Annotated in this window: 32 protein-coding genes and 4 pseudogenes; 9 read left to right on the forward strand and 27 right to left on the reverse strand. The window is 43.1% G+C overall.

Translation table 11 applies throughout. From position 1 onward, the window contains the following. Window positions 1-14 precede the first annotated feature (14 nt). The 11 genes from AC2T0J_RS20685 to AC2T0J_RS20735 form a co-directional block, all read right to left on the reverse strand. A complete protein-coding gene (locus AC2T0J_RS20685; RefSeq protein ID WP_489807631.1) occupies window positions 15-839 on the reverse strand; it encodes a peptidoglycan-binding protein in 825 nt (274 codons plus the stop codon). A gap of 93 nt (window positions 840-932) precedes the next feature. Continuing rightward, window positions 933-1,427, reverse strand: a complete 495-nt coding sequence (locus AC2T0J_RS20690; protein ID WP_489807632.1) for a GNAT family N-acetyltransferase — start codon at window positions 1,425-1,427, stop codon at window positions 933-935. Between the two features lie 43 nt (window positions 1,428-1,470). After that, complete coding sequence (locus tag AC2T0J_RS20695) at window positions 1,471-1,818, reverse strand: hypothetical protein (RefSeq protein WP_489807633.1); 348 nt, start codon at window positions 1,816-1,818, stop codon at window positions 1,471-1,473. After that, window positions 1,799-2,047 (reverse strand): hypothetical protein, encoded by a 249-nt coding sequence (locus AC2T0J_RS20700; protein WP_489807634.1) that lies wholly within the window; start codon window positions 2,045-2,047, stop codon window positions 1,799-1,801. The genes AC2T0J_RS20695 and AC2T0J_RS20700 overlap by 20 nt, the downstream gene beginning before the upstream one ends. Before the next feature lie 44 nt (window positions 2,048-2,091). Continuing rightward, window positions 2,092-2,469, reverse strand: a complete 378-nt coding sequence (locus AC2T0J_RS20705) for a hypothetical protein (RefSeq protein ID WP_489807635.1) — start codon at window positions 2,467-2,469, stop codon at window positions 2,092-2,094. Between the two features lie 69 nt (window positions 2,470-2,538). Continuing rightward, window positions 2,539-2,709 (reverse strand): hypothetical protein, encoded by a 171-nt coding sequence (locus AC2T0J_RS20710; protein WP_489807636.1) that lies wholly within the window; start codon window positions 2,707-2,709, stop codon window positions 2,539-2,541. 30 nt (window positions 2,710-2,739) lie between these two features. After that, window positions 2,740-2,919, reverse strand: a complete 180-nt coding sequence (locus AC2T0J_RS20715) for a hypothetical protein (protein ID WP_489807637.1) — start codon at window positions 2,917-2,919, stop codon at window positions 2,740-2,742. Between the two features lie 29 nt (window positions 2,920-2,948). Further along, window positions 2,949-3,092, reverse strand: a complete 144-nt coding sequence (locus AC2T0J_RS20720) for a hypothetical protein (protein WP_489807638.1) — start codon at window positions 3,090-3,092, stop codon at window positions 2,949-2,951. A 207-nt stretch (window positions 3,093-3,299) separates the two neighbouring features. Next, window positions 3,300-3,581: a hypothetical protein gene (locus tag AC2T0J_RS20725; RefSeq protein WP_489807639.1), complete on the reverse strand. Its 282-nt coding sequence runs from the start codon at window positions 3,579-3,581 to the stop codon at window positions 3,300-3,302. 51 nt (window positions 3,582-3,632) lie between these two features. Further along, entirely contained in the window at window positions 3,633-3,902 is a 270-nt protein-coding gene (locus AC2T0J_RS20730) for a YrhK family protein (protein ID WP_489807640.1), read from the reverse strand. Between the two features lie 126 nt (window positions 3,903-4,028). Continuing rightward, window positions 4,029-4,430 carry a hypothetical protein gene (locus tag AC2T0J_RS20735; RefSeq protein WP_489807641.1) on the reverse strand — a complete coding sequence of 134 codons (402 nt, stop codon included), beginning with the start codon at window positions 4,428-4,430 and terminating at the stop codon, window positions 4,029-4,031. A gap of 133 nt (window positions 4,431-4,563) precedes the next feature. Here AC2T0J_RS20735 and AC2T0J_RS20740 point away from each other — a divergent pair. Both AC2T0J_RS20740 and AC2T0J_RS20745 read left to right on the forward strand, forming a co-directional pair. Further along, window positions 4,564-5,285: pseudogene (locus tag AC2T0J_RS20740) on the forward strand (transposase family protein). Between the two features lie 249 nt (window positions 5,286-5,534). Then, a complete protein-coding gene (locus AC2T0J_RS20745) occupies window positions 5,535-6,407 on the forward strand; it encodes a glycosyltransferase (RefSeq protein WP_489807642.1) in 873 nt (290 codons plus the stop codon). Window positions 6,408-6,501: 94 nt separating this feature from the next. Here the strand turns inward: AC2T0J_RS20745 and AC2T0J_RS20750 are convergent, their stop codons facing one another. Beyond that, the gene (locus tag AC2T0J_RS20750) at window positions 6,502-7,152 is read right to left on the reverse strand and encodes a sulfotransferase (RefSeq protein ID WP_489807643.1); all 651 of its coding nucleotides are present in this window, start codon (window positions 7,150-7,152) and stop codon (window positions 6,502-6,504) included. Window positions 7,153-7,301: 149 nt separating this feature from the next. Then, window positions 7,302-8,173: pseudogene (locus tag AC2T0J_RS20755) on the reverse strand (ISAs1 family transposase); the annotation flags it as partial. Window positions 8,174-8,459: 286 nt separating this feature from the next. Between AC2T0J_RS20755 and AC2T0J_RS20760 the strand changes: the two are divergent. Then, entirely contained in the window at window positions 8,460-9,665 is a 1,206-nt protein-coding gene (locus AC2T0J_RS20760; protein ID WP_489807644.1) for a hypothetical protein, read from the forward strand. A gap of 43 nt (window positions 9,666-9,708) precedes the next feature. On the opposite strand, the gene AC2T0J_RS20765 is transcribed toward AC2T0J_RS20760, so the two are convergent. From AC2T0J_RS20765 to AC2T0J_RS20795, 7 genes are all read right to left on the reverse strand, one after another. Further along, window positions 9,709-10,452, reverse strand: coding sequence for a WbqC family protein (locus AC2T0J_RS20765; RefSeq protein WP_489807645.1), 744 nt, complete (start codon window positions 10,450-10,452; stop codon window positions 9,709-9,711). Window positions 10,453-10,456: 4 nt separating this feature from the next. After that, window positions 10,457-11,581 (reverse strand): DegT/DnrJ/EryC1/StrS family aminotransferase, encoded by a 1,125-nt coding sequence (locus AC2T0J_RS20770; RefSeq protein ID WP_489807646.1) that lies wholly within the window; start codon window positions 11,579-11,581, stop codon window positions 10,457-10,459. Window positions 11,582-11,919: 338 nt separating this feature from the next. Beyond that, on the reverse strand, window positions 11,920-12,261 hold the full coding sequence (locus tag AC2T0J_RS20775) for a hypothetical protein (RefSeq protein WP_489807647.1): 342 nt from the start codon (window positions 12,259-12,261) through the stop codon (window positions 11,920-11,922). Window positions 12,262-12,758: 497 nt separating this feature from the next. After that, entirely contained in the window at window positions 12,759-13,070 is a 312-nt protein-coding gene (locus AC2T0J_RS20780; RefSeq protein ID WP_489807648.1) for a hypothetical protein, read from the reverse strand. Window positions 13,071-13,205: 135 nt separating this feature from the next. Beyond that, window positions 13,206-13,409: a hypothetical protein gene (locus AC2T0J_RS20785; RefSeq protein ID WP_489807649.1), complete on the reverse strand. Its 204-nt coding sequence runs from the start codon at window positions 13,407-13,409 to the stop codon at window positions 13,206-13,208. Between the two features lie 189 nt (window positions 13,410-13,598). After that, window positions 13,599-14,384 carry a 3-methyl-2-oxobutanoate hydroxymethyltransferase gene (gene panB / locus AC2T0J_RS20790; protein WP_489807650.1) on the reverse strand — a complete coding sequence of 262 codons (786 nt, stop codon included), beginning with the start codon at window positions 14,382-14,384 and terminating at the stop codon, window positions 13,599-13,601. Window positions 14,385-14,492: 108 nt separating this feature from the next. Further along, window positions 14,493-14,924 carry an acetyltransferase gene (locus AC2T0J_RS20795; RefSeq protein WP_489807651.1) on the reverse strand — a complete coding sequence of 144 codons (432 nt, stop codon included), beginning with the start codon at window positions 14,922-14,924 and terminating at the stop codon, window positions 14,493-14,495. Between the two features lie 136 nt (window positions 14,925-15,060). On the opposite strand from AC2T0J_RS20795, the pseudogene AC2T0J_RS20800 reads away from it, so the two are divergent. From AC2T0J_RS20800 to AC2T0J_RS20810, 3 genes and pseudogenes are all read left to right on the forward strand, one after another. Further along, window positions 15,061-15,574, forward strand: a pseudogene (locus AC2T0J_RS20800) (transposase family protein); the annotation flags it as partial. Next, window positions 15,540-15,791 (forward strand): annotated as a pseudogene (locus tag AC2T0J_RS20805) (IS110 family transposase); the annotation flags it as partial. The pseudogenes AC2T0J_RS20800 and AC2T0J_RS20805, both read left to right, overlap by 35 nt. Window positions 15,792-15,877: 86 nt before the next feature. Beyond that, the gene (locus tag AC2T0J_RS20810) at window positions 15,878-16,828 is read left to right on the forward strand and encodes an IS30 family transposase (protein ID WP_489807652.1); all 951 of its coding nucleotides are present in this window, start codon (window positions 15,878-15,880) and stop codon (window positions 16,826-16,828) included. Between the two features lie 50 nt (window positions 16,829-16,878). Here AC2T0J_RS20810 and AC2T0J_RS20815 read toward each other — a convergent pair whose 3' ends face one another. Next, window positions 16,879-17,424, reverse strand: a complete 546-nt coding sequence (locus AC2T0J_RS20815; RefSeq protein ID WP_489807653.1) for a hypothetical protein — start codon at window positions 17,422-17,424, stop codon at window positions 16,879-16,881. Window positions 17,425-17,751: 327 nt separating this feature from the next. Continuing rightward, on the reverse strand, window positions 17,752-18,045 hold the full coding sequence (locus AC2T0J_RS20820) for a hypothetical protein (RefSeq protein WP_489807654.1): 294 nt from the start codon (window positions 18,043-18,045) through the stop codon (window positions 17,752-17,754). Here AC2T0J_RS20820 and AC2T0J_RS20825 point away from each other — a divergent pair. Then, window positions 18,044-19,084 carry an IS630 family transposase gene (locus tag AC2T0J_RS20825; protein ID WP_489807655.1) on the forward strand — a complete coding sequence of 347 codons (1,041 nt, stop codon included), beginning with the start codon at window positions 18,044-18,046 and terminating at the stop codon, window positions 19,082-19,084. The genes AC2T0J_RS20820 and AC2T0J_RS20825 overlap by 2 nt on opposite strands. 6 nt (window positions 19,085-19,090) lie before the next feature. Here AC2T0J_RS20825 and AC2T0J_RS20830 read toward each other — a convergent pair whose 3' ends face one another. Beyond that, entirely contained in the window at window positions 19,091-19,354 is a 264-nt protein-coding gene (locus AC2T0J_RS20830) for an SLATT domain-containing protein (protein ID WP_489807656.1), read from the reverse strand. Between the two features lie 132 nt (window positions 19,355-19,486). On the opposite strand from AC2T0J_RS20830, the gene AC2T0J_RS20835 reads away from it, so the two are divergent. Further along, the gene (locus AC2T0J_RS20835) at window positions 19,487-20,641 is read left to right on the forward strand and encodes an IS110 family RNA-guided transposase (protein WP_489807657.1); all 1,155 of its coding nucleotides are present in this window, start codon (window positions 19,487-19,489) and stop codon (window positions 20,639-20,641) included. A 365-nt stretch (window positions 20,642-21,006) separates the two neighbouring features. Here AC2T0J_RS20835 and AC2T0J_RS20840 read toward each other — a convergent pair whose 3' ends face one another. The 4 genes from AC2T0J_RS20840 to AC2T0J_RS20855 all read right to left on the reverse strand — a co-directional run bounded on the left by AC2T0J_RS20840 (window position 21,007) and on the right by AC2T0J_RS20855 (window position 23,308). Continuing rightward, window positions 21,007-21,516: a ClbS/DfsB family four-helix bundle protein gene (locus tag AC2T0J_RS20840; RefSeq protein WP_091828237.1), complete on the reverse strand. Its 510-nt coding sequence runs from the start codon at window positions 21,514-21,516 to the stop codon at window positions 21,007-21,009. Between the two features lie 114 nt (window positions 21,517-21,630). Then, a complete protein-coding gene (locus tag AC2T0J_RS20845) occupies window positions 21,631-22,161 on the reverse strand; it encodes a hypothetical protein (protein ID WP_489807658.1) in 531 nt (176 codons plus the stop codon). 120 nt (window positions 22,162-22,281) lie between these two features. After that, window positions 22,282-22,758 carry a hypothetical protein gene (locus AC2T0J_RS20850; RefSeq protein WP_489807659.1) on the reverse strand — a complete coding sequence of 159 codons (477 nt, stop codon included), beginning with the start codon at window positions 22,756-22,758 and terminating at the stop codon, window positions 22,282-22,284. A 112-nt stretch (window positions 22,759-22,870) separates the two neighbouring features. Continuing rightward, window positions 22,871-23,308 carry a DMP19 family protein gene (locus AC2T0J_RS20855; RefSeq protein WP_489807143.1) on the reverse strand — a complete coding sequence of 146 codons (438 nt, stop codon included), beginning with the start codon at window positions 23,306-23,308 and terminating at the stop codon, window positions 22,871-22,873. Between the two features lie 291 nt (window positions 23,309-23,599). Here AC2T0J_RS20855 and AC2T0J_RS20860 point away from each other — a divergent pair, with 291 nt between their 5' ends. Next, a complete protein-coding gene (locus AC2T0J_RS20860; RefSeq protein ID WP_489807660.1) occupies window positions 23,600-24,568 on the forward strand; it encodes an integron integrase in 969 nt (322 codons plus the stop codon). The last annotated feature ends 5 nt before the right edge of the window (window positions 24,569-24,573 follow it).

Below are 24,573 nucleotides of genomic sequence, written 5' to 3' on the forward strand. Positions count from 1 at the left end.
CCGCTACAGGCCTGTTATCGCTTAGCCGCCTGCACATGCATCCAGTCGCGGTCTTCGCTACGCCCCAGGCTTAACCACCCTTCTCGTTCCCAACTTTGCCACCAAAAATCCAGCGCCGGATCGGCAAGGCTGGCGCGATCACTGCGCCAGCGCAGTTTATTCTGTGAAGGAAACCAGTCTATGGCTATGCCCCAGGCGTGAGTAGACCAGGCGGTAGCACTACCCCGCTTTTTACGATGGTTGTAACTGCCGCCATACCGGTTCAGCCCGTGTTGTTGGATGCCGGCATTGCCGTAATGTTCGTACACCTCATTCAGTACTTTCTCGAGGCTGTCACTGAGTTTTTCATGGATGGCTATCACACGGGTGGTGGTGGAAAGATCCCAATCGAGCCTCAACAGCCAGGGACACTCTACCCGCACCAGTTCAATACTGCCGGGCTGGCCGTAAAAAGCATTCAGGTCTGCCTCATTTTCCAGTGGAAACTGATGTGGGTTTTCCCTAACAGGGGTAATGTCGCTGAATTGGCGGGCAATAGCTCCCTGCGCTGACAACTGTTGAAGCAAAGTGGCTGCCGATTCAGTCTGCGGGCCATGTAAACCATCTACCGGTCCCACGTCGAGCTGATTGTGCAGCGCCAGTAACTGCAAAGCTGCCACACGTTTGCGCGCGTTGTTCCAGTCGCTCCAGTGTTGCACGCTCAGTTGCCCGGCATTATCGCTAAGAAACTGATGCACCGCGGCACGGGTCTTTGGCCCGGATAATCCATCCACACCGCCGCTATAGTAGCCTCTCGACGTTAACGCCGACTGCACCAGTTTAAGTTCAGACTGTTTCATACACCTTCCTGTGGTTTACCTGACCTACTCAAAAGTTAAGAGTAAGCAATCCAGGCCATTCTGTACAGTTATTAACCAGCCTGATGTACTCGCTTAAGACCTTTTAAGCAGGCTGAAAATATGACTGTTATAAAATTGTCCGTTTTTAAAAATAGCTCGTTGTAATACCGCTTCTTCTATAAAACCCACCTTGCGCAACAACGCCATGGAGGCCTCGTTACCGGAAAAGACCGTAGCAAACAAACGCTCAATATTGGTATCTGTAAACACCTGCGTAATCATCTGATGGGCGGCGGTAGAGGCTATCCCGCGCCGCCAGAACTCCGCCCCTAACCAGTATCCCAGCTCACCACTGCGGGCATATTCAAATTCGCCATAATTAACCCCGATGCATCCCGCCAGCTTTCCTTTAACCTCAATGGCCCGGTTCATTGCTGACAAGCTCCCCTCGTGAACCCACCACGTGGCATCTTCCTGCGTGTAAGGTTGCGGGATTTTGGTTGATAAATAGCGTGTAACTGCCACATCATTCAGCAGTTTAACCAGTTCAGGAACATCTGCTGGCTCAAACGCGCGCAGTGTGATCATAAACGTAACCGTTATCTTTTTAGTTATGTACTGTGCAGGCAGCCTACCACCTATTGCAAACGGTGCAATTCGGATATTGTAAGCAGAGATAAATGAGTTCAGGCAGACTTGTAGAAGGGTTGGCTGACAGATCCATCGGTGTACGCTGGGTTCGGCAGATAAGGTAAAACCCCAGAATAAAAGTGACGAATAAAATGTCATCGACCACTTGCCGCAACAGAGCAACCTGCTCATAGCCGGCGCCATCAAACAATGCCGCACCGAGTTCAATAGCCATTGAGCTGACAACCAAGCAGAACAAGGTGATCACAATCAGTAACGCACCGCGTTTTCGGTTTTCTGATAATGGAACAAAGCTATCGCGATGATCGCTACACCACCATATAAGCAAAATCCTCCCGACCACCCACTACAGAAACCAAAAGTTCCACGTTAGTGCTAAAGTGTTTTACGGCAAGGGTAAACTCATTACCGGCCAGGTTATTCCCGTTTTCCGGCGGCCAGAGATGGGTGTCCAACTCACTTAAGAATACCGGATAAAACACCAGCCCTTTATTTTCCAGTTGGCAATAATCGCGTCCGGTACGCTTTATCTGATAGGTGTACCCGGTATTTTTCATTACAACAATCCTTGTTGTTCAAGTTTAATGAGGACTCACAGGCCCTATGGGTTTACCCAGACTTTGCTCGATACGCTTGAGTAGCGGTACAGGGAAGACATTGCCGGTAGCGCAACAACCGCTGTTATCAGCAGACTAACGCCGGCTGTAATATTGCCCGCAAAAGCCAACAGAATAACGCCGTAAATACCAGCCAGACCTAGCACTACACTTAACAGCCAAAAGGTGCCTCGCCAGAATATCCGATTGAACACCGGGGTTTTACGGGCAGCCGCAATAAAGCCTATAGCCAGCAGGCCCATTGCAATAAGCGGCCCATAACGACTGGCAAAACCACCGGTTTGGCTGATCAGTTTTTCCGCCAACCTGATAATGGCTGGCAGCAACAACAGCAAAGTATACATCCATTGTGCTAAGCGCATAACACGGGTTAATGCTTCACAGTGCCAACTAACCTCTGGTTGACCACAGATGGTTAAGTGGCTAGCCAATCAATGCTGGTTTCGCCGTTTGATGGGAAATAACCCAAACCAAAAACCCGCTTCCAGTGCAAACCCCAGCACCACAAACAAAAACAAGCCGGTTTGACTTCCATAGCTATAGGCCGTCAACGCACCAACCAGCAACGCAAAAATAATTAAATACCGGTATACACTTTTCATAATCTGCTCTTAAGTAACTTGTAAGCGGGCTCAGGTCGCGCTATCAGTTAAATCATTAAATCGACGCTTTAAGGTCTTAATATTGGCATTAAGCTCTTTTATTTCAAGACGAGACTCGCGCACAATATCGCGCATTTCACGTGCGTATTTGACTAAAAGAAACAATGCGGCAATGACAAACCCGACTAACAAAATAAACAAAACCGCCATACCTTGAAGCTCCTGTCTGGATTACCTGATCAATGCTGTGAATAGTCAACTTCTGGTTTTTCATGTCTGGCCAGTGCTGTCTGTAATAGCTTTTCCCGTTTGGAGTAAGCAGGAATGCTCATCCACAGCACCAGATAAATAACCAACCCTAAACCAAAAAATGCCGCAATCAAAAACACCAACCCCGTAAATCTCAACGCGTTGTAAAGCTGTTACTAATTACTGTCTTGACCTCTTTTAGCGAAGTTGAGTCTGTTCTGGCGAGCATTCTCGCTACCAGCACATCTACTGTACTTAAACCAAACAGAGTGAATCCAATGGCACGCAGTAAATTGTTTCGCGGATAGTCCGTCCAACATTTAATGGCATTTGCGTGCATTTTAAGAGAACCAATAATTTTGCATTGCAGCTAAAAACGCTTTGTTTATTGGGTAATTTGACTGACTACCAATAACTGAGTCTATAGAACAACCCGGACATAAAGCCGTTTGACCAATGGCTTTATCATTTTTATCTATCCATTGCTCAATATCCGCTGGTGAAAAAAGTTTTAGGCAATGAAAACAACCGCATGTATTACTGAGCAAAATGTCGTTTCTATGATTGATAGAGTGCTTGTGAGCTGCCTTAATGTTCTCTATTAAATACTTCCTTCTATTCATGAAATCCCTTTTACTGCATAACGTTCATAGCAGCGGGCGAAGCTCCGCCGGCTATGTTTGCCATGTTGATTTTTTGAACACTTTACTAACATGAACAAGGCTGACTAGTTTAATCAAAGGTTTAATGATTAACTGCGCACTACCCACGATAAATAACCAAGTACCACTTTCAACAAGCGACTCATTTAAAAAGAAAAAGCTACCGATCAGAAACCAGACGGCGATTAGCAAATCATTGAATGCGCCTAAAGCCTCATAGCGACGCTGGATCACTATATGAGCTTTGCTGATATCCACGTCTAATTCTACACCTTGACTCACTACATCTCCCTAGCTCGAACTATTCTTGAACATAACCCCTCATAAGGGGCACAAACAGGCAGACGATGCTCCCGAGGCCGCCTGCGTGTTTGTGTCCCAGCCCGCCCTGGCGGGCGACATGATTTTTTAGGCACTATTGTATAGCCCCTTCAATGACTCAAAATCTTTATTCATAAATAGCGTTAAAGCTTGCTTCGCTTGCTCAATTGAAAAATTCTGAGTATCTAATGATACTATCCCCTGCTTTTTAATAAGACCAAATAAAGAAGATACTTCTCCAGGGTAATTACATTCAGATATAAACTGTATCTGCGCACTGGTTTTGACTCCTGATACCCAGATTAGCAATGTCTTATCATTACTTTCAACGGAGAATGTTGGAGCCACTTTTTGAAGTTGATCTGCCTTCTCTATCTCACCAATCCAATCGAAATGGTCGAATTGTTCCAATACTTTGAGTGTGTCAACAGATGATATTTCATCAAACTCATCATGATCATGGTGAGCATGTTGTAGATAGATGTTCATTGATCCCTCCTTGGTGCCTAACCCCTACATCTAACGAATCCCCTCATAAATTAAAGCAGATTCAATAATATAGACACGCATGGCGCGATTTTATCTAATTTATTTCGCCAAAAACATACCAGAACAACACACCATGCGTGATATCTCTATCTTACATGATTTGCTTAAGAATCAATGCCCTAATTTACATCAAAAACGACTTTCCTCTCTGATGGTTGCTGTGCAATCCTTGTTGGATGGCCAACAGTTATCATTGACCAAACTGGGCAGAAATATATCGGGACCAGTTGCCGCAAAACACAACATCAAACGTATTGACCGTTTGCTGGGCAACCATGCGTTGTATCAAGAGCGATGGGATATTTATCGCTGGCACGCGCGTATGTTATGTGAGGCCAATCCAATGCCGATAACTCTTATAGATTGGTCTGATGTGCGAGAGAAAATACGCCATCCCCCCTGCGTGCCTCAGTGAGTTTTGAAGGGTACTCGCTCATCCTTTATGCAAAGCGAATGCAAATAGAAGAAAGTTTCCGTGATATCAAAAGTCCTCAGTACGGCTTAGGGCTGCGACACAGTAAAACACGTTGCCCTTAGCGCTTCGATATGTTGTTGCTCATTGCAATGCTTGCCGACTGGCTATTACGCCTGATTGGTATCATTGCTCAAAAGCATCAGTAGCAATGGGCATTCCAAGCCAATACTATCCGACATCGTCACGTGCTCTCACTGATAAGACTGGGTAGGAAAGTACGAAAACGGTGGAGAAGTCATCCCGTTTCTGAGACCGAAATTCGCTGGGCCATAGCCCTTTACATTCAGCGGATTCACGTTACCGGGATGCCTGAATTATGAGGAGATCCCCCAGAAATTTTTAAGAGGTAATCAACTATTCACAAATCTAATTGCATTTTGAATAAGCGTAACACACTGATTTATATGCACTTCAATTCAAAATTGTAATTATCGTTATCCTACCTAGGATATTTACCATCAGGTAGTTCTATATCAATATTATGATGAACATCCCAGTATGCATATTATATGGTTGCTGTTATCATAAAACATTCACGATCACGAATCTGTTCAGTATAGAAGTTTTTAATGCTAATAACCCCAGAAAAAAACATCACTTCAAAATGGCAAGGTAACATCAACCAACCAAAAGTGAGTATTTGTTGCCTTACTTTTAATCATGGACATTTTATTGAGAAAACGCTGACAGGCTTTCTTATCCAACAAACAGACTTCCCATTTGAGATTCTAATTCACGATGATGCTTCTACAGACACTACTTCAAACATCATTAAGCAATTTCATGAAAAATATCCACAGATAATTAAGCCTATTTTGCAGAAGGAAAACCAATTTTCTCAAGGCAAAAAAATGATCAATCCTGAGTTTAATTATTCTAGAGCGCTGGGAAAATATATATGTGTTTGTGATGGAGATGACTTTTGGGTAGATCCTAAAAAATTACAAACTCAAGCTGATTACCTCGATGCTAATCCTGATGTCGTGTTATCAACACACGATGCCTATATGATTGATGAAAATGGAAATACAATAAAAGAATCACATCTTCCTCAACATCTGCACCGAGACGCGAGTCGGGAGGAGTTAATCAAAGGAGAAGTGTGGTCTTTGCCTTTAAACTGGATGTTTAGAAAGCAACCGCAAGAGATTATTCCTGAAAGAGGTATGGTATTAAATGGCGACACATTTTTTCTTTCTTATCTAGGCCAGCGCGGAAGCTCTCACCACCACTTTGATATTCAGCCTTCGGCATACAGGAGACACGCTGGAGGTGTCTGGTCAACGCTACAAGAGAAAGACAAAAGAGAGAATCATATGAATACGTTCTTTTGGATGTATCGTTACTATTCACGAATCGGAATGCAAAGGTATGCTGAACACTACTGGAAAAAATTTTCCGGCCTGGTTTCTGCACACGGAAGCTTACTAACCAGCAACTAGCTGACTCATCCTATGAAGTTAGTGTTCGTTTTTATCATCCACAAAACGTCCCGCAAACCCATAATCAATTAGCTTATTTAATAGGCTAATTGATTCATGTTCTATTTTCCCATGGAAACTCTTTTTTTGACGATTGAACGCCTACAAAAGTCAAAAACTTTTGGTACGCACCTTCCTCTGATAAGTTGATTATGAGCAAATCATCTGTACGATTCTTAAAGTAGTCAATGACATATCTATTGTGTCTTTCATAGTTACGGCACATAATCTCTTTATTATACGGGTCGTCTGCTGACAACCCGTTATAAGTCATTACCTTACTAAATAAATCCTGACTTACATAACTCATCTTAGTAATATCTTCCCAACTGGGCAATCGCCCTTCTATACACATTATTTTGCAATGAAATCTCACTAATGAGTCATACCACTGGTCACTGCTGTCTCGTATTGACAATATAAATTTACTACGAGGGAATGCCTTATCAATCGTTTCGAGCACTTCATAGTAGCTGAAGGGGACATCCTGAAACACTTGTGCACTGTGGCAATATTCTATAAACGGCTCAAATTCATGATTAAAGAAATGTTCATCAAAAAGTTTTTCAGCACGACGCTGATCACCAACGGTAAAGCCTAGTTGTTGAAAGGCTTTTTGTAGTGATGTGGTCCCAGTTTTGTTTCTTCCTACACAGAAAAATTTAGTATCTATGCCTTTGTTGTAAATGTTTGCGCCCTTTTGCATGAACATAATCTCCGTTTAACTAACCTTATTCATCTTAAGACGCAATCTTAGGTGCCTGTCGTTATATTTAAAAGCACTACGTCCATGTAAACGACACTTGTTATTGATAAAAACGACTTCTCTAGGACCCAGGGCGAGGGCTTGAACGTTCAAATATCGTTCAACGCTACCAAACCTGCCGCTAACATCTTTTCCAAGTAATTAGTGCTCCCATGCGCACGCTTCTGTTTCCATGGCACACTCACTTTTCTGGTTGTCCGAGCGCGAAGCATATTCAAGGCTAGCTTCCTCGCCCCTGACAGTATGTCGGCGGCATTGCCACGATATACCTGGCATTCATCCCCTTTCATTGAGACATTAAGCACCCAATGAAGACTGTTTTCTACTACCCAGTGACTACGCACTGTATTAGCAAAGCGTGCTTTAGTCAAAGCTGCTGATCTGATGTAGTATCGGTATTCCAAAGATTCTTTACCGTTTTTTGGCTGCCGATAACTTAACGTAACGCCTATCGTTTTCTGCGCTTTCCATTCCGGGCATCTATCGACTAACAAAGCCGCGTCCATAACATAGTACGCTTTCGCTTCGCCTCCCTCGCCCACGATTTTTCTCCAGGCAATTTACTTCATGGTTTATGTTACCTGCAAGTTCATCGCGAACGGCATCATGAAGTGTATTTTGATTACCTATGATTACAAGAACTGCAAAGTGGCTTACTATCAATCGCAATTAGCTGGCCTTCTGATAGCTCTGCGACTGACTGCATCCAACCTATAAAGTAGCGCTGGAATTGCTCGCTATCCACTCTTGATATGACACGAGCAATAGTATCGTGTAGGGGCAATCGATTTTTGAATAGCCCTTTCTCGCTGAACCAGTCAAAGTGTAAATCACCAGAATCTACGATGTCTTCCCGGCCTTTGGCACCAGCGATAGAAGCACACACTACAGGGAATAAATGCGCCGCCTTCGCTGGCTGACGAGGATCTTCTAACTCACTAAAAAAGTGCTCAAATGCAGCTGGTCAATAAATGTTCGTGATCTTGCCCTGTTCTAGGACCCAGCAAAAATCGGCGCATCGCCCTGAAAGATGCTACTATATTATTTTAGTAATAGCTTCTATTGCTTCTTTTAGATAATGCGCTTTCCTCTGTAATTTAACCCAAAAGAATAGCTTGAAAAAGAATGATTCGCTGCAATTCAATGACAGTGCTTTCGTTATGAATTAAACACTATATAATGATGTAAAATCGCTAATGCGAGCGAGATAACGCAAAGATTATAATTCAGTTATGCAACTTTACAATATGACATTAGAAGAATCCGTAAATCAATTCGTGACTGAAAAATACGACTATTTCAGACAGTGGACTTTAGACTTTCCCTTCGTCATTCGACCAAAAGTATTCAGTGAATTAAAAGAAATTCAAAAAATCATGGAGAAACTTATCCGTGACTTTGTGCTCAACTATAAAGAGTATGCGCACCTAATGCCCGTAGAGCCACGTGTAGCCGAGATCTTGGCGTTAACACGTGATGTGCCTTATCGACTTGGGACTTATAGAACCGATTTCGTGTTAGATGATAACAATCAGTTTAAGCTTATAGAGATAACCTGCAGGTTTGCTCTTAATGGCATATTTGAAACCGCAATTTTCGAACACTTTAACTCTCTTTTCAAAGAAGAGTACGAAATTCAACAAGAACAAGTAAACGAATATAAAAAGATTTTCGCACATATTGAAAAATATATTGAAGGCGTAGAACGTGTAGTGGTACTTACCGGTTCTGACTTGCGAAATGAGTCTAAAATATACGCAACAATATTTGAAAGAATGGGTTTACCAGTGGAACTCATAAATTATAAAGAGCTTGAGCCAAATATGTTGGCTCTAGATCGTGCATTGGTCGTGTCAGAGCTCGCATTTGAAGAACTTAAAATTCTGAAAAATGATACACTCATTCATCTTATTAAAGCAGGTGTATTAAACGACTTGCGCACAATTTTTTTGATACACGACAAACGTTTTTTCGAAGTATTGAATAATAGAGTACTACAAAATAAAAATCTAACTGAAGCCGAAAAGTTGTTGTTTAAACGCTACACCATTCCTTCGCATACCTATCGAAATGATTGCGTTAAATGGCAAGATGCCGCATATAATAAAGATAAGTGGATACTTAAACACAGAGCTCTGGGCAAGAGCCAGGATGTTTTCGCTGGAAGCCTATTAACCCAAGCAGAATGGAGTGAGTTATTTGAACGACAAGACATTAGTGATATGGTTCTTCAGGAGTGGGTAAAACAAAAAACGTTTAAAAATTATTACCTTAAACAGCCTATCGAAGAATATATAGTAGGAACATTGTTGTTTTTCGACGAGCACTTTTTCGGCCCCGGTGAATTCAGAACGTCATCTTACCCAATCACAAATAAAGTCGACCATCGAAAGGCTGCAGCCATAACATTTAAACAAAAGACTCCGCCTCAATTGCTACAATACCAGTTCTGACAACGGCAAAATATGCCATTTTAATTTCAGAGAGGTAGAGTGGTTATTCAAGAATAGATTGCGCCAGCATCCCTTTAGTGTTTTCAACACCGTGCATCATTAATACATCAATTATTGATGCATATTTTAGTTTGGGGTGCCCGTTGCGATGCCCGCCAAGTGCTGCATAACTAAACTTCAGGTCAATACCGCGTTCTTGAAAGTATTGCTTTGGATATAAATACGTGCCGCCTTCAGGATTGATGTATGTATCAGCACCAAGCAAATTACAAAGTTTACCCACTCGCTCACAACGTACCGATTTATCTTGTCTTATTTGCGACAAGTCAAACTCCAGAATTTCAGCTTCTTTTCTTATGTCGTTGGTGGTTACTAATGCGGTTGATATTGAAAGCAACGTACAAAGTTGTTTAATACTAAAACCATTGAATGCTGACAACGAACGAGTGTCATAATGCAAGATGTAATCGATACACGGATATACGTCATAAAAATAAGGTGAGCGAGCGTATATAGTTTTTATTTTTTTACTTAGATACTTGGCGTCCCAGGCTTCAGACAAACCCATTTCGCATATACGTGAATGGCTTGGTGCTTTTGCTACTGGAATATTTATTGGGTGTTGACGGTTACAGGCGTCAACTAAAAAGTTTCGAGTCATGTAACTACGTTTTTGAAATTGAACGTAGTCATATAACAAGAATTTCTTCGCTGAATGAATAAGCTGAAAGTAGCCCAGGTACGGGAAAAAATAAGGCTGCATTATACCAAGACTTAGTCCACTCATTACGCTAACTGGAAATAGCGGTTTTCACATTGTAAATGATAGCATCAACCTGGCTTCGCTCAAGCTCTGGGTATATTGGTAAACTGAGTATACGGCTGGCGATGTTATTCGACACATGACAAAAGCTTTTAGGAACAACTTGTAGCTTGCTATCTATAGAGCTTTGGAAGCACGATAATGTATCTAAACTTGGATAGAAATAACGTCGGGGGGCAATACCGACCTCTTTTAGGCATGATACCACCTTTAATAACTGTTGTTCATTTTTAAACAAAATGGGGGCATAAGCATAGTTGTTTCTGCTACTAGGGTGCCACCGCTGGAAATCAACAAACCCTTTTAATCCTCGTTCATACGCTTTGAATATAACTTCTCTCTGCCCGGCAATCTTATTCATATCATCTAATAAGCATAACCCCATAGCGGCTTCAAACTCATTCATTTTGGCATTAGTGCCTATAGCTGCAACTGAATTTTCGCCAGTAATACCAAAGTTTATAAGCAAACGAATTTTTTCTGCCAACTCATCACAACTAGTAATGATAGCCCCACCCTCAACAGTGTGAAACAGCTTAGTTGCATGGAAACTCACAGTACTTATATCGCCGTAATTGAGTACATTTTGCAAACGGCCTTGATTATCAGCAATCGAAACTCCGAAGGCATGGGCAGCATCATAGACAACTTTTAAGTTATATTGCTCAGCAATGTTTTGAATAGATTCAACATCACAAGGATTACCATAAACATGAACAGGTACTATGGCGCTGGTTTGTTGAGAAATTAATGCCTCAATTTCATTAATATTTACGTTGAAGCTTGACGGGTGAATATCGCAAAAAACCGGTTTTAGGCCTTCCCATACTAGCGTACTCGCAGTGGCCGGAAAACTAAAAGGTGTCGTGATAGCCTCGCCTTTTAAGTCCAACGCTCTATAGGCAACCTGAAGCGCTAAAGAACCATTGGCTACACAGATCAGGTGCTTAACCCCTAGGTATTGTGCGAGGCGGCTTTCCAATTCTTTTAGCAGACTAGACTTATTAGTTAGCCAACCTGACTCAAATATTCGATCAACATATGCTTTGTACTTTTGTTTGTTTGGCAAATATGCTTTGGTAACAGGTATCAATGATTAAGCTCTTTGTTATAATGAAAAAATGTCAACTTGCCGAGCCGTTTGTAATTTAATTATTCAGCCACTTTGAATCGACCAGCCATTATTAGACAGATTTCTGTTCAATTTCTTCTAGCTTTTCATAAGCAAGTGGAAGCATATTATTCGCTTCGCCATACTTGCGTCTAGAGTTATAAAACATTTCAATGCAATCGAATATATCGGTTTGGTGTTGTGGGGCTAGACGCTAGATACCTACGGCTGCCCGATTAGGAGAACTCTTTATTAAACGCAACTATGTTCCCTCGATAGTGGCCACTGTTTCATCTGCACTTCCGCACTACTCTTTCTTGTTAGTTTTCTTCGACCTTGACAACCAAGACAAGAAAGCAGCAACTAATGTATCGAATTTTTCTTACTTTTTTTGAGACGTTATCTTCTTTTGCTTCCCTTACGAAACTAAACTTAGTTTCATTGGGTAAAACTTCCACAATAAGATCAACTAACCCAACCGAACTAAATTTCTCATATGCAGATACAGGAAAAACTCTTTTGCTATCAACTGAAAAACATTCAGCTACTACTTTGACTTTATAATGAATATTGTCAAACTGCTTATTACTCGGTCGGTTATTTTCTTGATCGCAACTTCTTACAGGCTGTATTAAATCTACTTGATTTAATACAAGAATCATAGGACAGTTTTCACCAAACTCTCTAAAGTGATCGTTGTAAAATTATTCATCTATCGCGTAGACACGGGCAATACTATCAATAACCCACAAAACCAAATCCAAGTTGAGGCAGAAGCTTTTATCGTGCTCAATATACTCTTTATCTCTTTCTATGCTTTCCCTGAACTATACCAGTGTCAGCAGCCACCACTCTTTAATTAGACATCTGCCTGTTGCGGATCAATACTCTGTGCTAAATCGCTTGTACCTGAACTGAGCCGGCCCCTAACAGGCGATAGCCATCAGCCACTACTTTAGTCTTCACCTGTTACAATACGAGTTGAAGCCTAGGCTGTAGTGCTGAGAAGTAAGGCAAATAAAATCCATTTCATTGGCATGTTGCTCCGAAAATATAACGCTTAGCTTTGGGGCACAAATACGTGGGCGATAATCGCGAAGCGCCCACGTATTTGTGTCCCAGCGACCAAAAGGAGTGCCAATAGTAGGCCCTGCATTGCTTACTCCTTCTTGTTTATAAATTCTTGTAGGTCGATCGAAAAGCCTGAAATGTGCTGAGGTTCCAGTAAGCCTTCAGATTTCATTAAGGCCAGTTGGAGCATGGCTTTTGATCTGGCATTGTAGTCAAATATTGTGGTGATGCGTTTCTCACCATTCTCTATCAACCTATATAAATATTGATATTTTTGGTGATTTGAAAGGGAATTATCATCGAGTCCTTCGCGAACATCATCCAGAACCTGTTTACAGCATGAATCTAAAATTGCAGCTTTAATGAGTTTAAAATGTTTCCAATCTGCTTCCGAAATCATTGTTCCCTCCAGGAAGACCTAACTCCCTAATTTGGTGGCACAAACGCGTGGGCTATACTGCGAAGTAGAGGCCGCGTGTTTGTGTCCCATACATTTGACTGTTAAGTGCACGCAAAGCAATCGTAAGCTTGCTAATTAATTAGACTGGATGCCAGGAAGCAAGTTTTTATGCACGCCTAATGCTGAAATAAATAATGCAAGTATTATGGATATTGATACAGCCATTTCAGTGTTGTTGAAGAAATACTGATTAGAAAGCCCGTTTATAAAACCGCCGAAAAACACAAAAGTGAAAGAAAGAACAATAACCCAAATAAGAAATAGAGCGAACTTTTTCATGCAAACATCCTTTGTTTAAAATATGAACAGCTAATTTTATGCATTGAGTCGAAAAATAGCAATTTATCCATCAGGCTCAGAGGCACATAGACACAATGACTCCCTGTGAAATGCTAGCCTCCGCATTTTCGTTGGTTAGCTGAAAGCCACCGGAGCGCCAGCGTAGGTGTGTTCGACAACAGCCATTTGTTAACTTCTGTTGGTACCTGTGAGCTGAATGATGTTGCTAGGAAACTGCATTGACTCAACCTCCTCAGAAAACTCATTCGCCACTTTTAGAACGGTTTTGCTGACATAAGCGTACTGCTTTGAAAATGGAGGCCAGTAGTCGCCGAGCCCCAATGCGTCATTGATCACAAGGACTTGCCCATCACAATCAGGCCCAGCACCAATTCCAATAGTGGGAATAGACAAAACCTTGGTGATTTCGCCTGCTAGCAAATAAGGGATATGTTCAAGCACCACCATGAATGCACCAGCATTCTGTATTGCTTGAGCTTCATTCATTATTCGCCTTGCTTCCTGGCTGGACTGGCCGACTTGCTTGAAGTTCTTGGCAGTCTGGGGAAGCAAACCAGTATGACCTACGACAGGAATATTGTGCTTCACCAAGTGCTGGATGACCTGGAGGTTGGGGCCCTCCAGCTTCACGCTGTCTGCGCCCGCTTGGATAAGCCGCCGTGCGTTCGTGAATGCTGTTTCTGGATCTATATCTGTTCCGTACGGTAGATCACCAATAATGTGGGTACTCTTCGCACCTCGGCGCACAGCACCTATGTGGTATTCCATATGGTCTATGGTGACATCGCGAGTGCTATCAAAGCCCATTTCGACCATCCCGACTGTGTCACCAACAAGAATCACCGGAACCTGAGCTTCCTCGATACTTCTGGCAACCGGGCAGGTATATGCTGTCAACATAGGGATCGGCTTGACGCCTTTCATCTCGATAAAATCTTGCGGATTCATTTTCATTCCTACTTCCTCCGGTGGTTGCTAAGAAGTTAACGCCGCCAGTACGCGCGGCTTTTTAGTGAAGGCGAAACCGCAACGAAAAAGACGTCGCCGTGCCTTGTTAAATTTTTATAGCGCCATATGCAACAGCGGATAAGGCTTACCCTGACCATCGACTGGCGACCGACCTGTCACTTTAAAGCCAATATGCTGATAAAAACCTACCGCCTGTTCATTCTGCTCGTTTACATCGACCTTTGATGCTCCCTGCTCTTTGATAGCATGGGCCGCCAACATTGCACCAATGCCTTTTCCGCGTGCATCAGGTGAGATGAACAACATCTCAATATTACCGTCATGTACTCCACAGAATCCCTGGATTTCACCGTTACCCTTTTTAGCGCACCTTAAATCAACTGCGTCAAAATACTGCCCCAGGATTAACGGCTTTAACTCCTGTAGATCATCTTCAGACAGAAAATCATGCGTTGCCCTGACCGACGCTTCCCAGACTTCTATCAGCTTAAAGTGATCCGCTTTTTCTACGATCTCAATATTCAACACTAAACCCGATTGAAAATTTAACGCCCTGTTCTAACGAATCCCCTCATAAAATAAAGCAGATTCAATAATATAGACACGCATGGAGCGATTTTATCTAATTTATTTCGCCAAAAACATACCAGAACAACACACCATGCGTGATATCTCTATCTTACATGATTTACTTAAGAATCAATGCCCTAATTTACATCAAAACGGCTTTCCTCTCTAATGGTTGCTGTGCAATCCTTGTTGGATGGCCAACAGTTATCATTGACCGAACTGGCAGAAATATATCGGGACCAGTTGCCGCAAAACACAACATCAAACGTATTGACCGTTTGCTGGGCAACCATGCGTTGTATCATGAGCGGTGGGATATTTATCGCTGGCATGCCCGGCTCCTTTGTGGTGCTAATCCAATGCTGATAATTCTTATAGATTGATCTGATGTGCGAGAGCAAATGCGCCATCAAACCCTGCGTGCCTCGGTGAGTTTTGAAGGGCCCTCGATCATCCTTTATGAGCGGGTATTTCCTTTTTCACAATACAATTCTCCGGCCAGTCACAATCCCTTTCTACGAGAATTGGCTGCCATACTGCCTGAGCGTTATTGTCCTCTTATCGTCACCGATGCCGGGTATCGCAACACCTGGTTTCGTGAAGTGGCGTACTGTGAAGAACAAACGGGGGGCGTGTCCGGTTCACTATGGCCGTATCCCCTCTTCCAATGTCAGCGTTAAAAAGCTTATCCGCCAGTTTGAATCTAAATATCCTGGGGCGACACTTCACGTTGTTTATGAAGCGGGTCCGTGTGGCTACTGGATTTATCGACTGATAACAAGTTTGGGTCATTGCTGTTATGTGGCCCGAATTCAGATAATAAGTGCACCACTCATGGTTAAAGGGTGACAGACGACCAACTGCCTGTTGGTGGTATTCTAAAGTCGCCAAACAATTAGAGTATTACCATGAGTTACAAGCAGTTGATCGAGGGACAACGATACCAGATCGAAGCCTACTTACGCGAGGGTTTCAGTTATCGGGAGATTGGAAAGCGTCTGAGTGTAAGTCACAGCACCATTAGTCGTGAAGTTAAGCGCAATCGAATTCGAGATAGCCATTACCTACCGGAAGTCGCTCAGGCCAAGGCATTAAAACGGCGTTGTCAGGCCGCAAAGTACAGGATATCTGAACTGACGATTACCTTTGTTGAGTTCGGGCTTAACGAAAAGTGGAGCCCTGAGCAGATTACTGGTGTAGGTAAAATCATCGGTCATCACGTCAGTCACGAATGGATTTATGGCTACGTCCAGCGTGATAAATTACGCGGCGGTAAATTGTATAAACAGCTACGTCAGAGCCACCGAAGATACCGTAATGGTAGCCGCGCGAAGCGTGTGATTATCCCGAATCGCGTTGGGATAGAGCAACGTCCAGCTATCGTGGACAAGAAAAAACGCTTCGGTGACTGGGAAGCTGACACAGTTCTGGGGAAGCAAGGTACTGGCGCAATTGTCAGCCTGGTAGAGCGTAAAAGTAAGCTGTATCTGATACGCAAAGTGCCAGCGAAAAGTGCAGCCGATGTGGCCCGTGCCATGGTTGGCATGTTGTGGAAATATCGCAGTCATGTCCGAACTATCACGGCGGACAACGGCAGCGAATTCTGTGACCACGAGCTGGTCGCAGAGAAGCTTAAAACGGATATTTACTTCGCGAACCCTTATTCATCCTGGGAACGCGGACTGAATGAAAACTTTAACGGTTTGCTTCGCCAATACATACGTAAAGGCACCGATTTGCGAACAGTAACGGACAAACAAATTGCTGAGATTGAACGGGCATTAAATGCCAGGCCGAGAAAGTGTCTCGGCTTCAGGCAACCTGTCGCGATATTCAATGAATTACGCAAGGCTGCCTAATTTAGCGAGTGGTGCACTTCGGAGTTGAATTCGCGCCTTGTTAGGCGTTGTCATGATACAAGATGACCAAAGAAGTGTATGCATAGCGTCCTCATGGAGTTTATAAGTAGTAGAATACGTTCTTTTGATACATTGATTCTACGACCAATAATCGCAGCCTGGTCATCAGTTTTATTCTTAAAACTTTTATCGATAATTCCCCAGTTATGCGTTATTAAATGCCTTGTTTGAAAACACCACTCGAGATTTTCTTTAGATTCAGCATCAATACATTTAAAGAGATCTATGCCATATTCGTTGTTTATCTTATTGAATGCGCCTTTTATATTTTGAAATGAGTGAATATTGAGTTCACTACCTGCTATTGACTTAGAAAGACTGTGGCGTCCAAAACCATCGAATAGAGAAATGATGGCCAAAAGATAAAGTTCAATATCCAAAGGGTCTTCGGTTGCTTGGATGCGCTTCTCAATATGCTCTAGTTGTTCTAAAGTTATTTCTCTTGTGTTTACTACTGCGCAATTTGGGCAGTATACGGCGATTCCAAATACCGAATAACCTGCCGTGCATTTACAATCAAGTGTTGTATCGAACACTTTTAGTTCGTTACACGTGTTTTGGAAAAACTCAGGATAGCCGGCCCAGTGACCGCAGTATGGGCAATTGCACATAGCTTCATATGAAGTTAGAAAACCAGGACGTGTCGTAGGAAGCCTGAAACCAAATTCTGTATCGCATTTATTACATAGCCCTATCCTTAACGAATTCGGGCTAAGAAAACATTCGTCGCATATATGTTGATACTCTTCTTTCGACAAAAATCTATATGGCTGGGATGAATCAAGCATAGTATTTTGTTATTCCTTCGCCTAACATTTAAATGATGCAGACCCTAAGAACCGCATATTAATTTTTATGTAACCTTACCTTGAATCTTTAGAGAAAAGTGGACTAGGTGAAAGCGACGACAACTCAGAAGCACGATCCCAGTCTTCTTTAAATTGTTTAAGCCAAGCTTCAATTTCTTCGGGAGGGCATGCTTTGGCAAGTTGAGCACGCCTCTTCAACTCCCCAAACGATTTTGCTGACTTTTCATGTTCATTTATGTTGCTAAATAACTGTTCCAAAGTGCAGATCACCCCATAGGGGGAACTCAGTGTGATTTCTGCGATCAGATCAATCGCCAAAAAGAAATTACCGAGAACCACACTGAGCATGAACAGAATATCATTGATTGACCGGGCTGAGCGACGCCGTTTAGAGAAAATCGTTCAACATAGCAAGGACAAGCGCTTCAGTCGTCGAGCGAATGCAGTACTCTTGGTACACAAAGGGCAATCTCGAACTGATGTTGCCCAGTTGCTAAGCGCAGCTCGTTCATCAGTTAATCGCTGGTGTAAGTGGTATGAAGAATCAGGCATAGACGGTTTAAAGGATGCCGAGCATGGCAAACCGGCTTATTTGCCGGGTGACATCATAGTGCAGTTACTCTTCTTGCTGATTCCATGGACACCACAAGATCTCGGTTATCAGCGTAGCCGATGGAGTTCGGAATTACTGGCGAAGGTAATTCATGAGAATACCGGGATCCGTGTACACAGCTCGACTTTACGACGGTGGATGCCAGAACTCGGTATTGTTTGGCGTAGAGCGGCGCCTACTTTGCGGATAAGAGACCCGCACAAAGAAGAGAAACTGGCTGCGATTAAAGCGGCGCTAGATAAATGTTCTGCAGAGCATCCGGTATTTTACGAGGATGAGGTGGATATCCATCTGAATCCCAAAATAGGTGCGGATTGGGGATTCAGAGGAAAGCAGCGGTTAGTGCCAACGCCGGGACAGAATGAAAAATACTATCTGGCCGGAGCGTTAAATACCGGCACAGGCAAAGTGCTTTACGTGGGTCGACACTCAAAATGCTCAGAGCTATTTATCCGGCTAATGGAGCATTTGAGAAAAACGTACCGGAAGGCAAAAACCATCACGCTGATTGTAGACAATTACATTATTCATAAAAGCAAAAAGACGAAGGCATGGCTAAAGCAGAATCCCAAATTTACCTTGCTGTTCCAGCCAGTCTACAGCCCTTGGGTCAATAAAATTGAAAAGCTGTGGCATGCGTTGCATGAAACCGTAACTCGCAATCACAGGTGCACAGAAATGTGGGAGTTGCTGCAACGGGTACGGCGATTTATGGAGACCGCATCGCCATTCCCAGGCAACCAGCATGGATTGGCTAAGGTGAAGCAGAGTTAGGATCAGTTATTTAGGCCCAAGAAAGGTTTGAATACTTGCAAAGATACTAGCGAGCAAACTTAAAATCGAAATTATAATGGGAATGCCAAATTCTATTTTTTCAATTCCATAAAATATAAAACCGCTTGCTAGCGCTGAAAAAAGCGCAGTGGGAATTCCCAACCAGAAATAAAGCCTTCTTGCTTTATTGGCAGCGGCATATTGTGCTTTTTGACCCCTTCTTACTTTTTCGTACCACGAATCAATTAACTCTTTCGGTGAACTTGCCATACCAGCGAAACCTCCTTGGTTACATAGACACAATGACTCCCTGTGAAATGCTAGCCTCCGCATTTTCGTGGGTTAGCTGAAAGCCATTGCCATAATTAGTTTGTTCAATACTAAATCAATTTGGAGGCTAGCATGAATAAACATAGCATGATTTTTATTGGTTTGGATACGCACAAAGAATTTCATGAAGTGGCGTATTGTGAAGAACAACGCGGGGCGAGTCCTGTTCACTATGGCCGTATCCCCTCTTCCAAGGTCAGTGTTAAAAAGCTGCTACGTCAGTTTGAATCGAAATATCCTGGCGCGACTCTGCACGTGGTTTATGAAGCTGGACCTTGTGGCTATTGGATATACCGGCTCATTACCAGCCTGGGGCATTGCTGTTATGTGGTTGCGCCATCTCTTATTCCCAAAAAGCCTGGGGAGCGAATTAAAACCGACCGCCGGGATGCGCTTAAATTGGTGAGATCATTGAAGTCAGAAGACCTCACGCCAATCTATGTCCCGGAGCCCGAAGATGAAGCGGTTCGCGATTTATCCCGCGCTCGTGAAGCGGCCATGAAGGATTTAAAAGAAGCGAAGTATCAGCTTAAGGCCTTACTGCTTCGAAACAATATTCGTTATGAAGGCACAGCCAACTGGTCGAAGAAACACCTGCGCTGGCTCACTGAATTGATATTGCCCCATCCGGCGCAGCAAATTGTTTTGCAGGAACAACTTCAGACCATTGAGGAACGTATCCGGCGATTAGAACGGCTGGATAATGAACTCACTCATCATGTTCACCAATGGCGTTATTATCCTGTGGTGAAAGCGATTCAGGCTATGCGCGGCGTTCGATTGTTGGTGGCTGTCGGCGTCGTGGCAGAACTCGGTGATTTACACCGCTTCGACCATCCTAGAAAACTCATGGCCTATTTAGGCCTGGTTCCCAGCGAACAATCATCAGGTGGAAAGCGGCACTTAGGAGCCATTACTAAAGCCGGAAACGGCAGAGCCAGGCGTTTACTGATTGAAGGTGCGCACAGTTATCGATACCCGGCAAACGTCTCCACCGAGTTACAGTTAAGGCAGGAAGGCTTACCCAAAGACATCGTCGATATTGCTTGGAAAGCACAGCTTCGCCTGTGCAAACGCTATCAGCGGATGAGCAAGAGAGGAAAACACTACAACCTCATCATTACCGCCATTGCCAGGGAAATGGCAGCCTACATCTGGGCAATCGCAAAAGAAGTGGTACTCACACCGGTTAATCCCAAATTAAGACTGAGCCGGGTACCTGCATGACAAACGAGTTTGAGCTAACGCATTCGGATCGGGCCGCGGAAAGTGGCACAACCTACGAGGGCGTTATGATGGCAATCACTTAACCGTGATTGACCCACGAGCATAGACTGATGAGAAGGTGGCACGGCGGATTGAGTAAGGTCAGCTCTGCTTATTCATCGAATAAGTAACCTACGAATACCAGCATAACAACCGACGACATTACTGCCTCATCCGGTGCGTTAGCTCATTTATTTGAGTGAAAAAGATAACTAATTATGGACTGAAAGAGTGTCAGGGAAGCACTCGTTCAGGGTTGACAAAGGGAGTCATACCAACGCCTGAATTAAGCCGCGCCGCGAAGCGGCGTCGGCTTGAATGAATTGTTAGGCATGACTAGATTTTCTCCACTTTCTGAGTCGCCCGCAGGCATTGGTGTATGGAGAAGAGGTATTAAATTGAATCATCCTTCCCATAGTCCATTTTTCATACCATGGCTTTCCATAGAGCTCAGAGTCGTCATGGCTCTCCACCAATTCAACTATTTTATCCTTGGCGGAATTCAGTCGCACAACCAAGTTATCAAATGGAACGCCTTCATAGTCTTTGTAAAACTTTCCCGCTAGCGACCCCAGTTCATTCCACTTGAATCCGGTCTCGGGGAAGTCAACTTTTTCTCCTGACGCAATTTTCGCGTGCCATTTCAGAACTAGTTCGTTCCAGCCAACAAGATACGAGATCAAGTTATGAGGACTCATTTTGCTGCCTTTGGCATGTCCATCCATAGTCTTGTCCAAGACGAATTCAGCAGGAATCAGTGCAATTTCACTGCTTAGTTTTCTATGTTCTTTCTGGATTGCAGAAAGAAGATCGGTCTTATTTTGCGGTACTGACATGCAGATGACCTGTTGCCTAACACTTAAATATGGGGCACAAACAGACAGGCTATAATGGCGAAGCCGCCTGGCTGTTTGTGTCCCAGCCCGCTTGCGGGCGACATAATTTTTTTGTTAGCCATCACGCCCAACTTCGATTGAAGCATCCTCGAAAATTGGTACGAAATCTTCGGTATCTTTTAGCTTTAAAAGTATTGATAAGTTAACACTTTCTAGATCAAGCGGCAGTTTTTCAAACCCAGAGTTAACAGAGAAAGTAAATTTTCCGCCACCACTATTCGTCAGTAATTGCTGGACGTCTTGAAAATTTTTAACAGATTCTGCGTTCAAATTGAAAGTATATTCTGTTTTGGCCTCGTCAACACTAAGCCAGCCTTTTTTGGCTGGAATAGAGCGCCTTTCTATTAACGATAATGGAAATTTATAAATTCTATTTCCTTGGTCAGTTTCTAGTTCAAGCCCTAAATCAACTTTCTCAATATCAATTTCGACAGGCTGATCGATGATGATCTTTGCTTTGATGTCTGCGGGTTCAAGAGCTACAAAATCACTCTTTTGAAAAGAACTGAATTCTAACATTGTACTCAGCGGGATACTCGCACATCCACCAAGCATAAAAACTGTCAAAAAACAAACTACCTTCATTTAAAACATCCTTGTAATGGCTAACTTTCCAATAACGGGCGCAGACATGTGGGGCATAATGGCGAAGCCGCCCCGCGTGTATGCGTCCCAGCGAACGCAGTGAGCGTGTTGATTGGGTTGTTATACGCCAACGTCAATTGGAACCCAATCAAATCTAATATCCTCGCACTCAATTAGCCATTTGACACTTTGCCACCAAATGATTTCATGAACGACATTACCATCATCTGACAATCTAACTTCATCTCGGTCTATCGAAGTGTGTCCTGCGACTGCTGAACCTAACTGATATGCACTCACATTTTCATAAACCAAATTTAGGTGGCCGTCCTGGTAAGCCCCCAACAACTTAAGTTTTATACTTGTTGAACGTGCCCCAGAATTACCGCCTTCCAATACTACAAGCTCAGTTAACCATGAATCATGAAGTGCTTTATGATCTGAAAAGTCGTGATGCCATTTAGCCGTAGCAAATGCAAAAGCACTTGAAGGAAATGCAGACTTATTTTGGTCAAGGTACTTGTTGTATTTTGCGTGAGCCTCAACAACCGCACTTGCATTGTTTGAACTGTCCCAATCACTTGAAAGAATAAACATAGTTTCCTTGGCGTATAACACCTAAATATGGGGCACAAACAGGCAGGCTACAATGGCGAAGCCGCCTGTCTGTTTATGTCCCAGCCCGCCGGCGGGCGACATGATTTTTTTGTTATGTGCCACCTACCGCACCTTGTTTTAATAGATATTGATACATTAACTCAGTTAAATCACAAGGATATTCATAAAACTCGCTATCTAAGCTATCAAGTTTTAATGCACCAGACTCTTCCAAGGCCTCTAGTGTATTTTGTCGTTCTTTTCTATTTGTCGGCGGGGTTGAATTAGGAAAGTTTGCTAAAGCGGCCTTTACGATACCAGCCGTTTCTACAGCTCCTATTTTATGAAGTGAGCTTACTACTTGGTTTGCGAAATTCCCTGATGAATTCCAAAAATATTGATTGAAGCCGCCATTATTCACATCGGCTTCGAGTAACCAAACTGAAAGTATCGTAGTTTCCAGCTCAGAAAGGCTATCTGAGCCATTTTTCTCAAGTTTTTCTATTGCAGGTTCTACAAACTCAAATACTACATCTAAAGAATCAGCCATAACTTTCCTTGTGGCACATAACTACTAAATAGACACCAAAATGGTTAAATTAAAACCACTATTATGGTGTTATTTCACAGATTTATTAACCCAGATTAGCTTAAAAATCCCAAACATAGAAGTATGGGGCTGGTTTGGTGTTTTTTGTGGTGCGTAAAATACACCATTCCCTACAAATTTTATGGTTTGGGGTAAAACACGCAACCTGTCACAAATCTCTACGTTATGCCAGTTTTAAACCAATCTATTGTCTCTTATTCTTGACTCATTTTTTACTTGTCGCGTTTATTAATGAAATCTAAATTTTTAAATCAACTTTATGAGTTTATGCTCACTCGTGGTTACGCTAAACGCACAATAGAAACGTATCTAACCTGGATAACCGATTTTATTCGTTTTCATAAATTTACCGAACTTCAGCAAATGCATGCCGAACATGTTGAAGCTTACCTTACTCACCTGGCTATCCGCAGACAATGCGCAAAATCAACTCAAGCTACAGCGCTTAATGCTCTATTGTTCTTATACAATAAATTTATGGAATGCCCCTTACCTGAGGAGATGACGTTTTTAAACAGTAAACGAGAACGTAAGCTGCCGGTAGTATTAACCCAGGATGAAGTGAAGGCCCTTCTCAATCGAGTAAACAAACAACACTATCTGGCTATCGCATTGCTTTACGGCAGTGGACTTCGTTTAATGGAGTGTGTTCGCCTTAGAGCAGGTGATATTGACTTTGATTATAAGTGTATAAGAATATGGTTTGGCAAAGGCGGAAAGCATCGGGTAGTAACGCTTTCAGAGGCATTAATACCATTATTGAAAACGCAAATTGAGCAAGTGGAACAAACACTATTAAGGGATCTGAACGTACCCCAGTTTGCTGGAGCCTGGCTGCCAGCAGGATTACGTAAAAAGTACCAACAACGCAATAAAACATTGGAATGGCAGTACTTGTTTCCTTCTCAGCGTCTGAGTATAGATCCCGAAACAAAACAACTACGACGGCATCATATCGATGAGAAACAATTACAACGAAATGTTAAGCGGGCCAGTTCAGATGCAGGGATAACCAAACATGTCACCCCTCATACGCTGCGCCATTCCTTCGCTACGCATTTACTGGCGGCTGGAGCCGACATTCGAACCGTCCAACATCAGTTGGGTCATGCCGATGTGCGAACAACTCAAATCTACACGCATGTTCTGCAACAAGGTGGAAATGGCGTTATCAGCCCCTTATCCCGCCTGGGAATCTAGCCGCC

This window comes from Alteromonas sp. ISO5 (assembly GCF_058105165.1).

What these genes read in the sequence shown, in the direction of transcription:
- AC2T0J_RS20685 (WP_489807631.1), bottom strand. Translation starts at nt 839, where the DNA reads ATGAAACAGTCTGAACTTAAACTGGTGCAGTCGGCGTTAACGTCGAGA.
- AC2T0J_RS20690 (WP_489807632.1), bottom strand. Translation starts at nt 1,427, where the DNA reads ATGATCACACTGCGCGCGTTTGAGCCAGCAGATGTTCCTGAACTGGTT.
- AC2T0J_RS20700 (WP_489807634.1), bottom strand. Translation starts at nt 2,047, where the DNA reads ATGAAAAATACCGGGTACACCTATCAGATAAAGCGTACCGGACGCGAT.
- AC2T0J_RS20705 (WP_489807635.1), bottom strand. Translation starts at nt 2,469, where the DNA reads ATGCGCTTAGCACAATGGATGTATACTTTGCTGTTGTTGCTGCCAGCC.
- AC2T0J_RS20710 (WP_489807636.1), bottom strand. Translation starts at nt 2,709, where the DNA reads ATGAAAAGTGTATACCGGTATTTAATTATTTTTGCGTTGCTGGTTGGT.
- AC2T0J_RS20715 (WP_489807637.1), bottom strand. Translation starts at nt 2,919, where the DNA reads ATGGCGGTTTTGTTTATTTTGTTAGTCGGGTTTGTCATTGCCGCATTG.
- AC2T0J_RS20725 (WP_489807639.1), bottom strand. Translation starts at nt 3,581, where the DNA reads ATGAATAGAAGGAAGTATTTAATAGAGAACATTAAGGCAGCTCACAAG.
- AC2T0J_RS20735 (WP_489807641.1), bottom strand. Translation starts at nt 4,430, where the DNA reads ATGAACATCTATCTACAACATGCTCACCATGATCATGATGAGTTTGAT.
- AC2T0J_RS20745 (WP_489807642.1), top strand. Translation starts at nt 5,535, where the DNA reads ATGCTAATAACCCCAGAAAAAAACATCACTTCAAAATGGCAAGGTAAC.
- AC2T0J_RS20750 (WP_489807643.1), bottom strand. Translation starts at nt 7,152, where the DNA reads ATGCAAAAGGGCGCAAACATTTACAACAAAGGCATAGATACTAAATTT.
- AC2T0J_RS20760 (WP_489807644.1), top strand. Translation starts at nt 8,460, where the DNA reads ATGACATTAGAAGAATCCGTAAATCAATTCGTGACTGAAAAATACGAC.
- AC2T0J_RS20765 (WP_489807645.1), bottom strand. Translation starts at nt 10,452, where the DNA reads ATGAGTGGACTAAGTCTTGGTATAATGCAGCCTTATTTTTTCCCGTAC.
- AC2T0J_RS20775 (WP_489807647.1), bottom strand. Translation starts at nt 12,261, where the DNA reads ATGATTCTTGTATTAAATCAAGTAGATTTAATACAGCCTGTAAGAAGT.
- AC2T0J_RS20780 (WP_489807648.1), bottom strand. Translation starts at nt 13,070, where the DNA reads ATGATTTCGGAAGCAGATTGGAAACATTTTAAACTCATTAAAGCTGCA.
- AC2T0J_RS20785 (WP_489807649.1), bottom strand. Translation starts at nt 13,409, where the DNA reads ATGAAAAAGTTCGCTCTATTTCTTATTTGGGTTATTGTTCTTTCTTTC.
- panB (WP_489807650.1), bottom strand. Translation starts at nt 14,384, where the DNA reads ATGAAAATGAATCCGCAAGATTTTATCGAGATGAAAGGCGTCAAGCCG.
- AC2T0J_RS20810 (WP_489807652.1), top strand. Translation starts at nt 15,878, where the DNA reads ATGAGTTACAAGCAGTTGATCGAGGGACAACGATACCAGATCGAAGCC.
- AC2T0J_RS20825 (WP_489807655.1), top strand. Translation starts at nt 18,044, where the DNA reads ATGAACAGAATATCATTGATTGACCGGGCTGAGCGACGCCGTTTAGAG.
- AC2T0J_RS20820 (WP_489807654.1), bottom strand. Translation starts at nt 18,045, where the DNA reads ATGCTCAGTGTGGTTCTCGGTAATTTCTTTTTGGCGATTGATCTGATC.
- AC2T0J_RS20830 (WP_489807656.1), bottom strand. Translation starts at nt 19,354, where the DNA reads ATGGCAAGTTCACCGAAAGAGTTAATTGATTCGTGGTACGAAAAAGTA.
- AC2T0J_RS20835 (WP_489807657.1), top strand. Translation starts at nt 19,487, where the DNA reads ATGAATAAACATAGCATGATTTTTATTGGTTTGGATACGCACAAAGAA.
- AC2T0J_RS20840 (WP_091828237.1), bottom strand. Translation starts at nt 21,516, where the DNA reads ATGTCAGTACCGCAAAATAAGACCGATCTTCTTTCTGCAATCCAGAAA.
- AC2T0J_RS20845 (WP_489807658.1), bottom strand. Translation starts at nt 22,161, where the DNA reads ATGAAGGTAGTTTGTTTTTTGACAGTTTTTATGCTTGGTGGATGTGCG.
- AC2T0J_RS20850 (WP_489807659.1), bottom strand. Translation starts at nt 22,758, where the DNA reads ATGTTTATTCTTTCAAGTGATTGGGACAGTTCAAACAATGCAAGTGCG.
- AC2T0J_RS20855 (WP_489807143.1), bottom strand. Translation starts at nt 23,308, where the DNA reads ATGGCTGATTCTTTAGATGTAGTATTTGAGTTTGTAGAACCTGCAATA.
- AC2T0J_RS20860 (WP_489807660.1), top strand. Translation starts at nt 23,600, where the DNA reads ATGAAATCTAAATTTTTAAATCAACTTTATGAGTTTATGCTCACTCGT.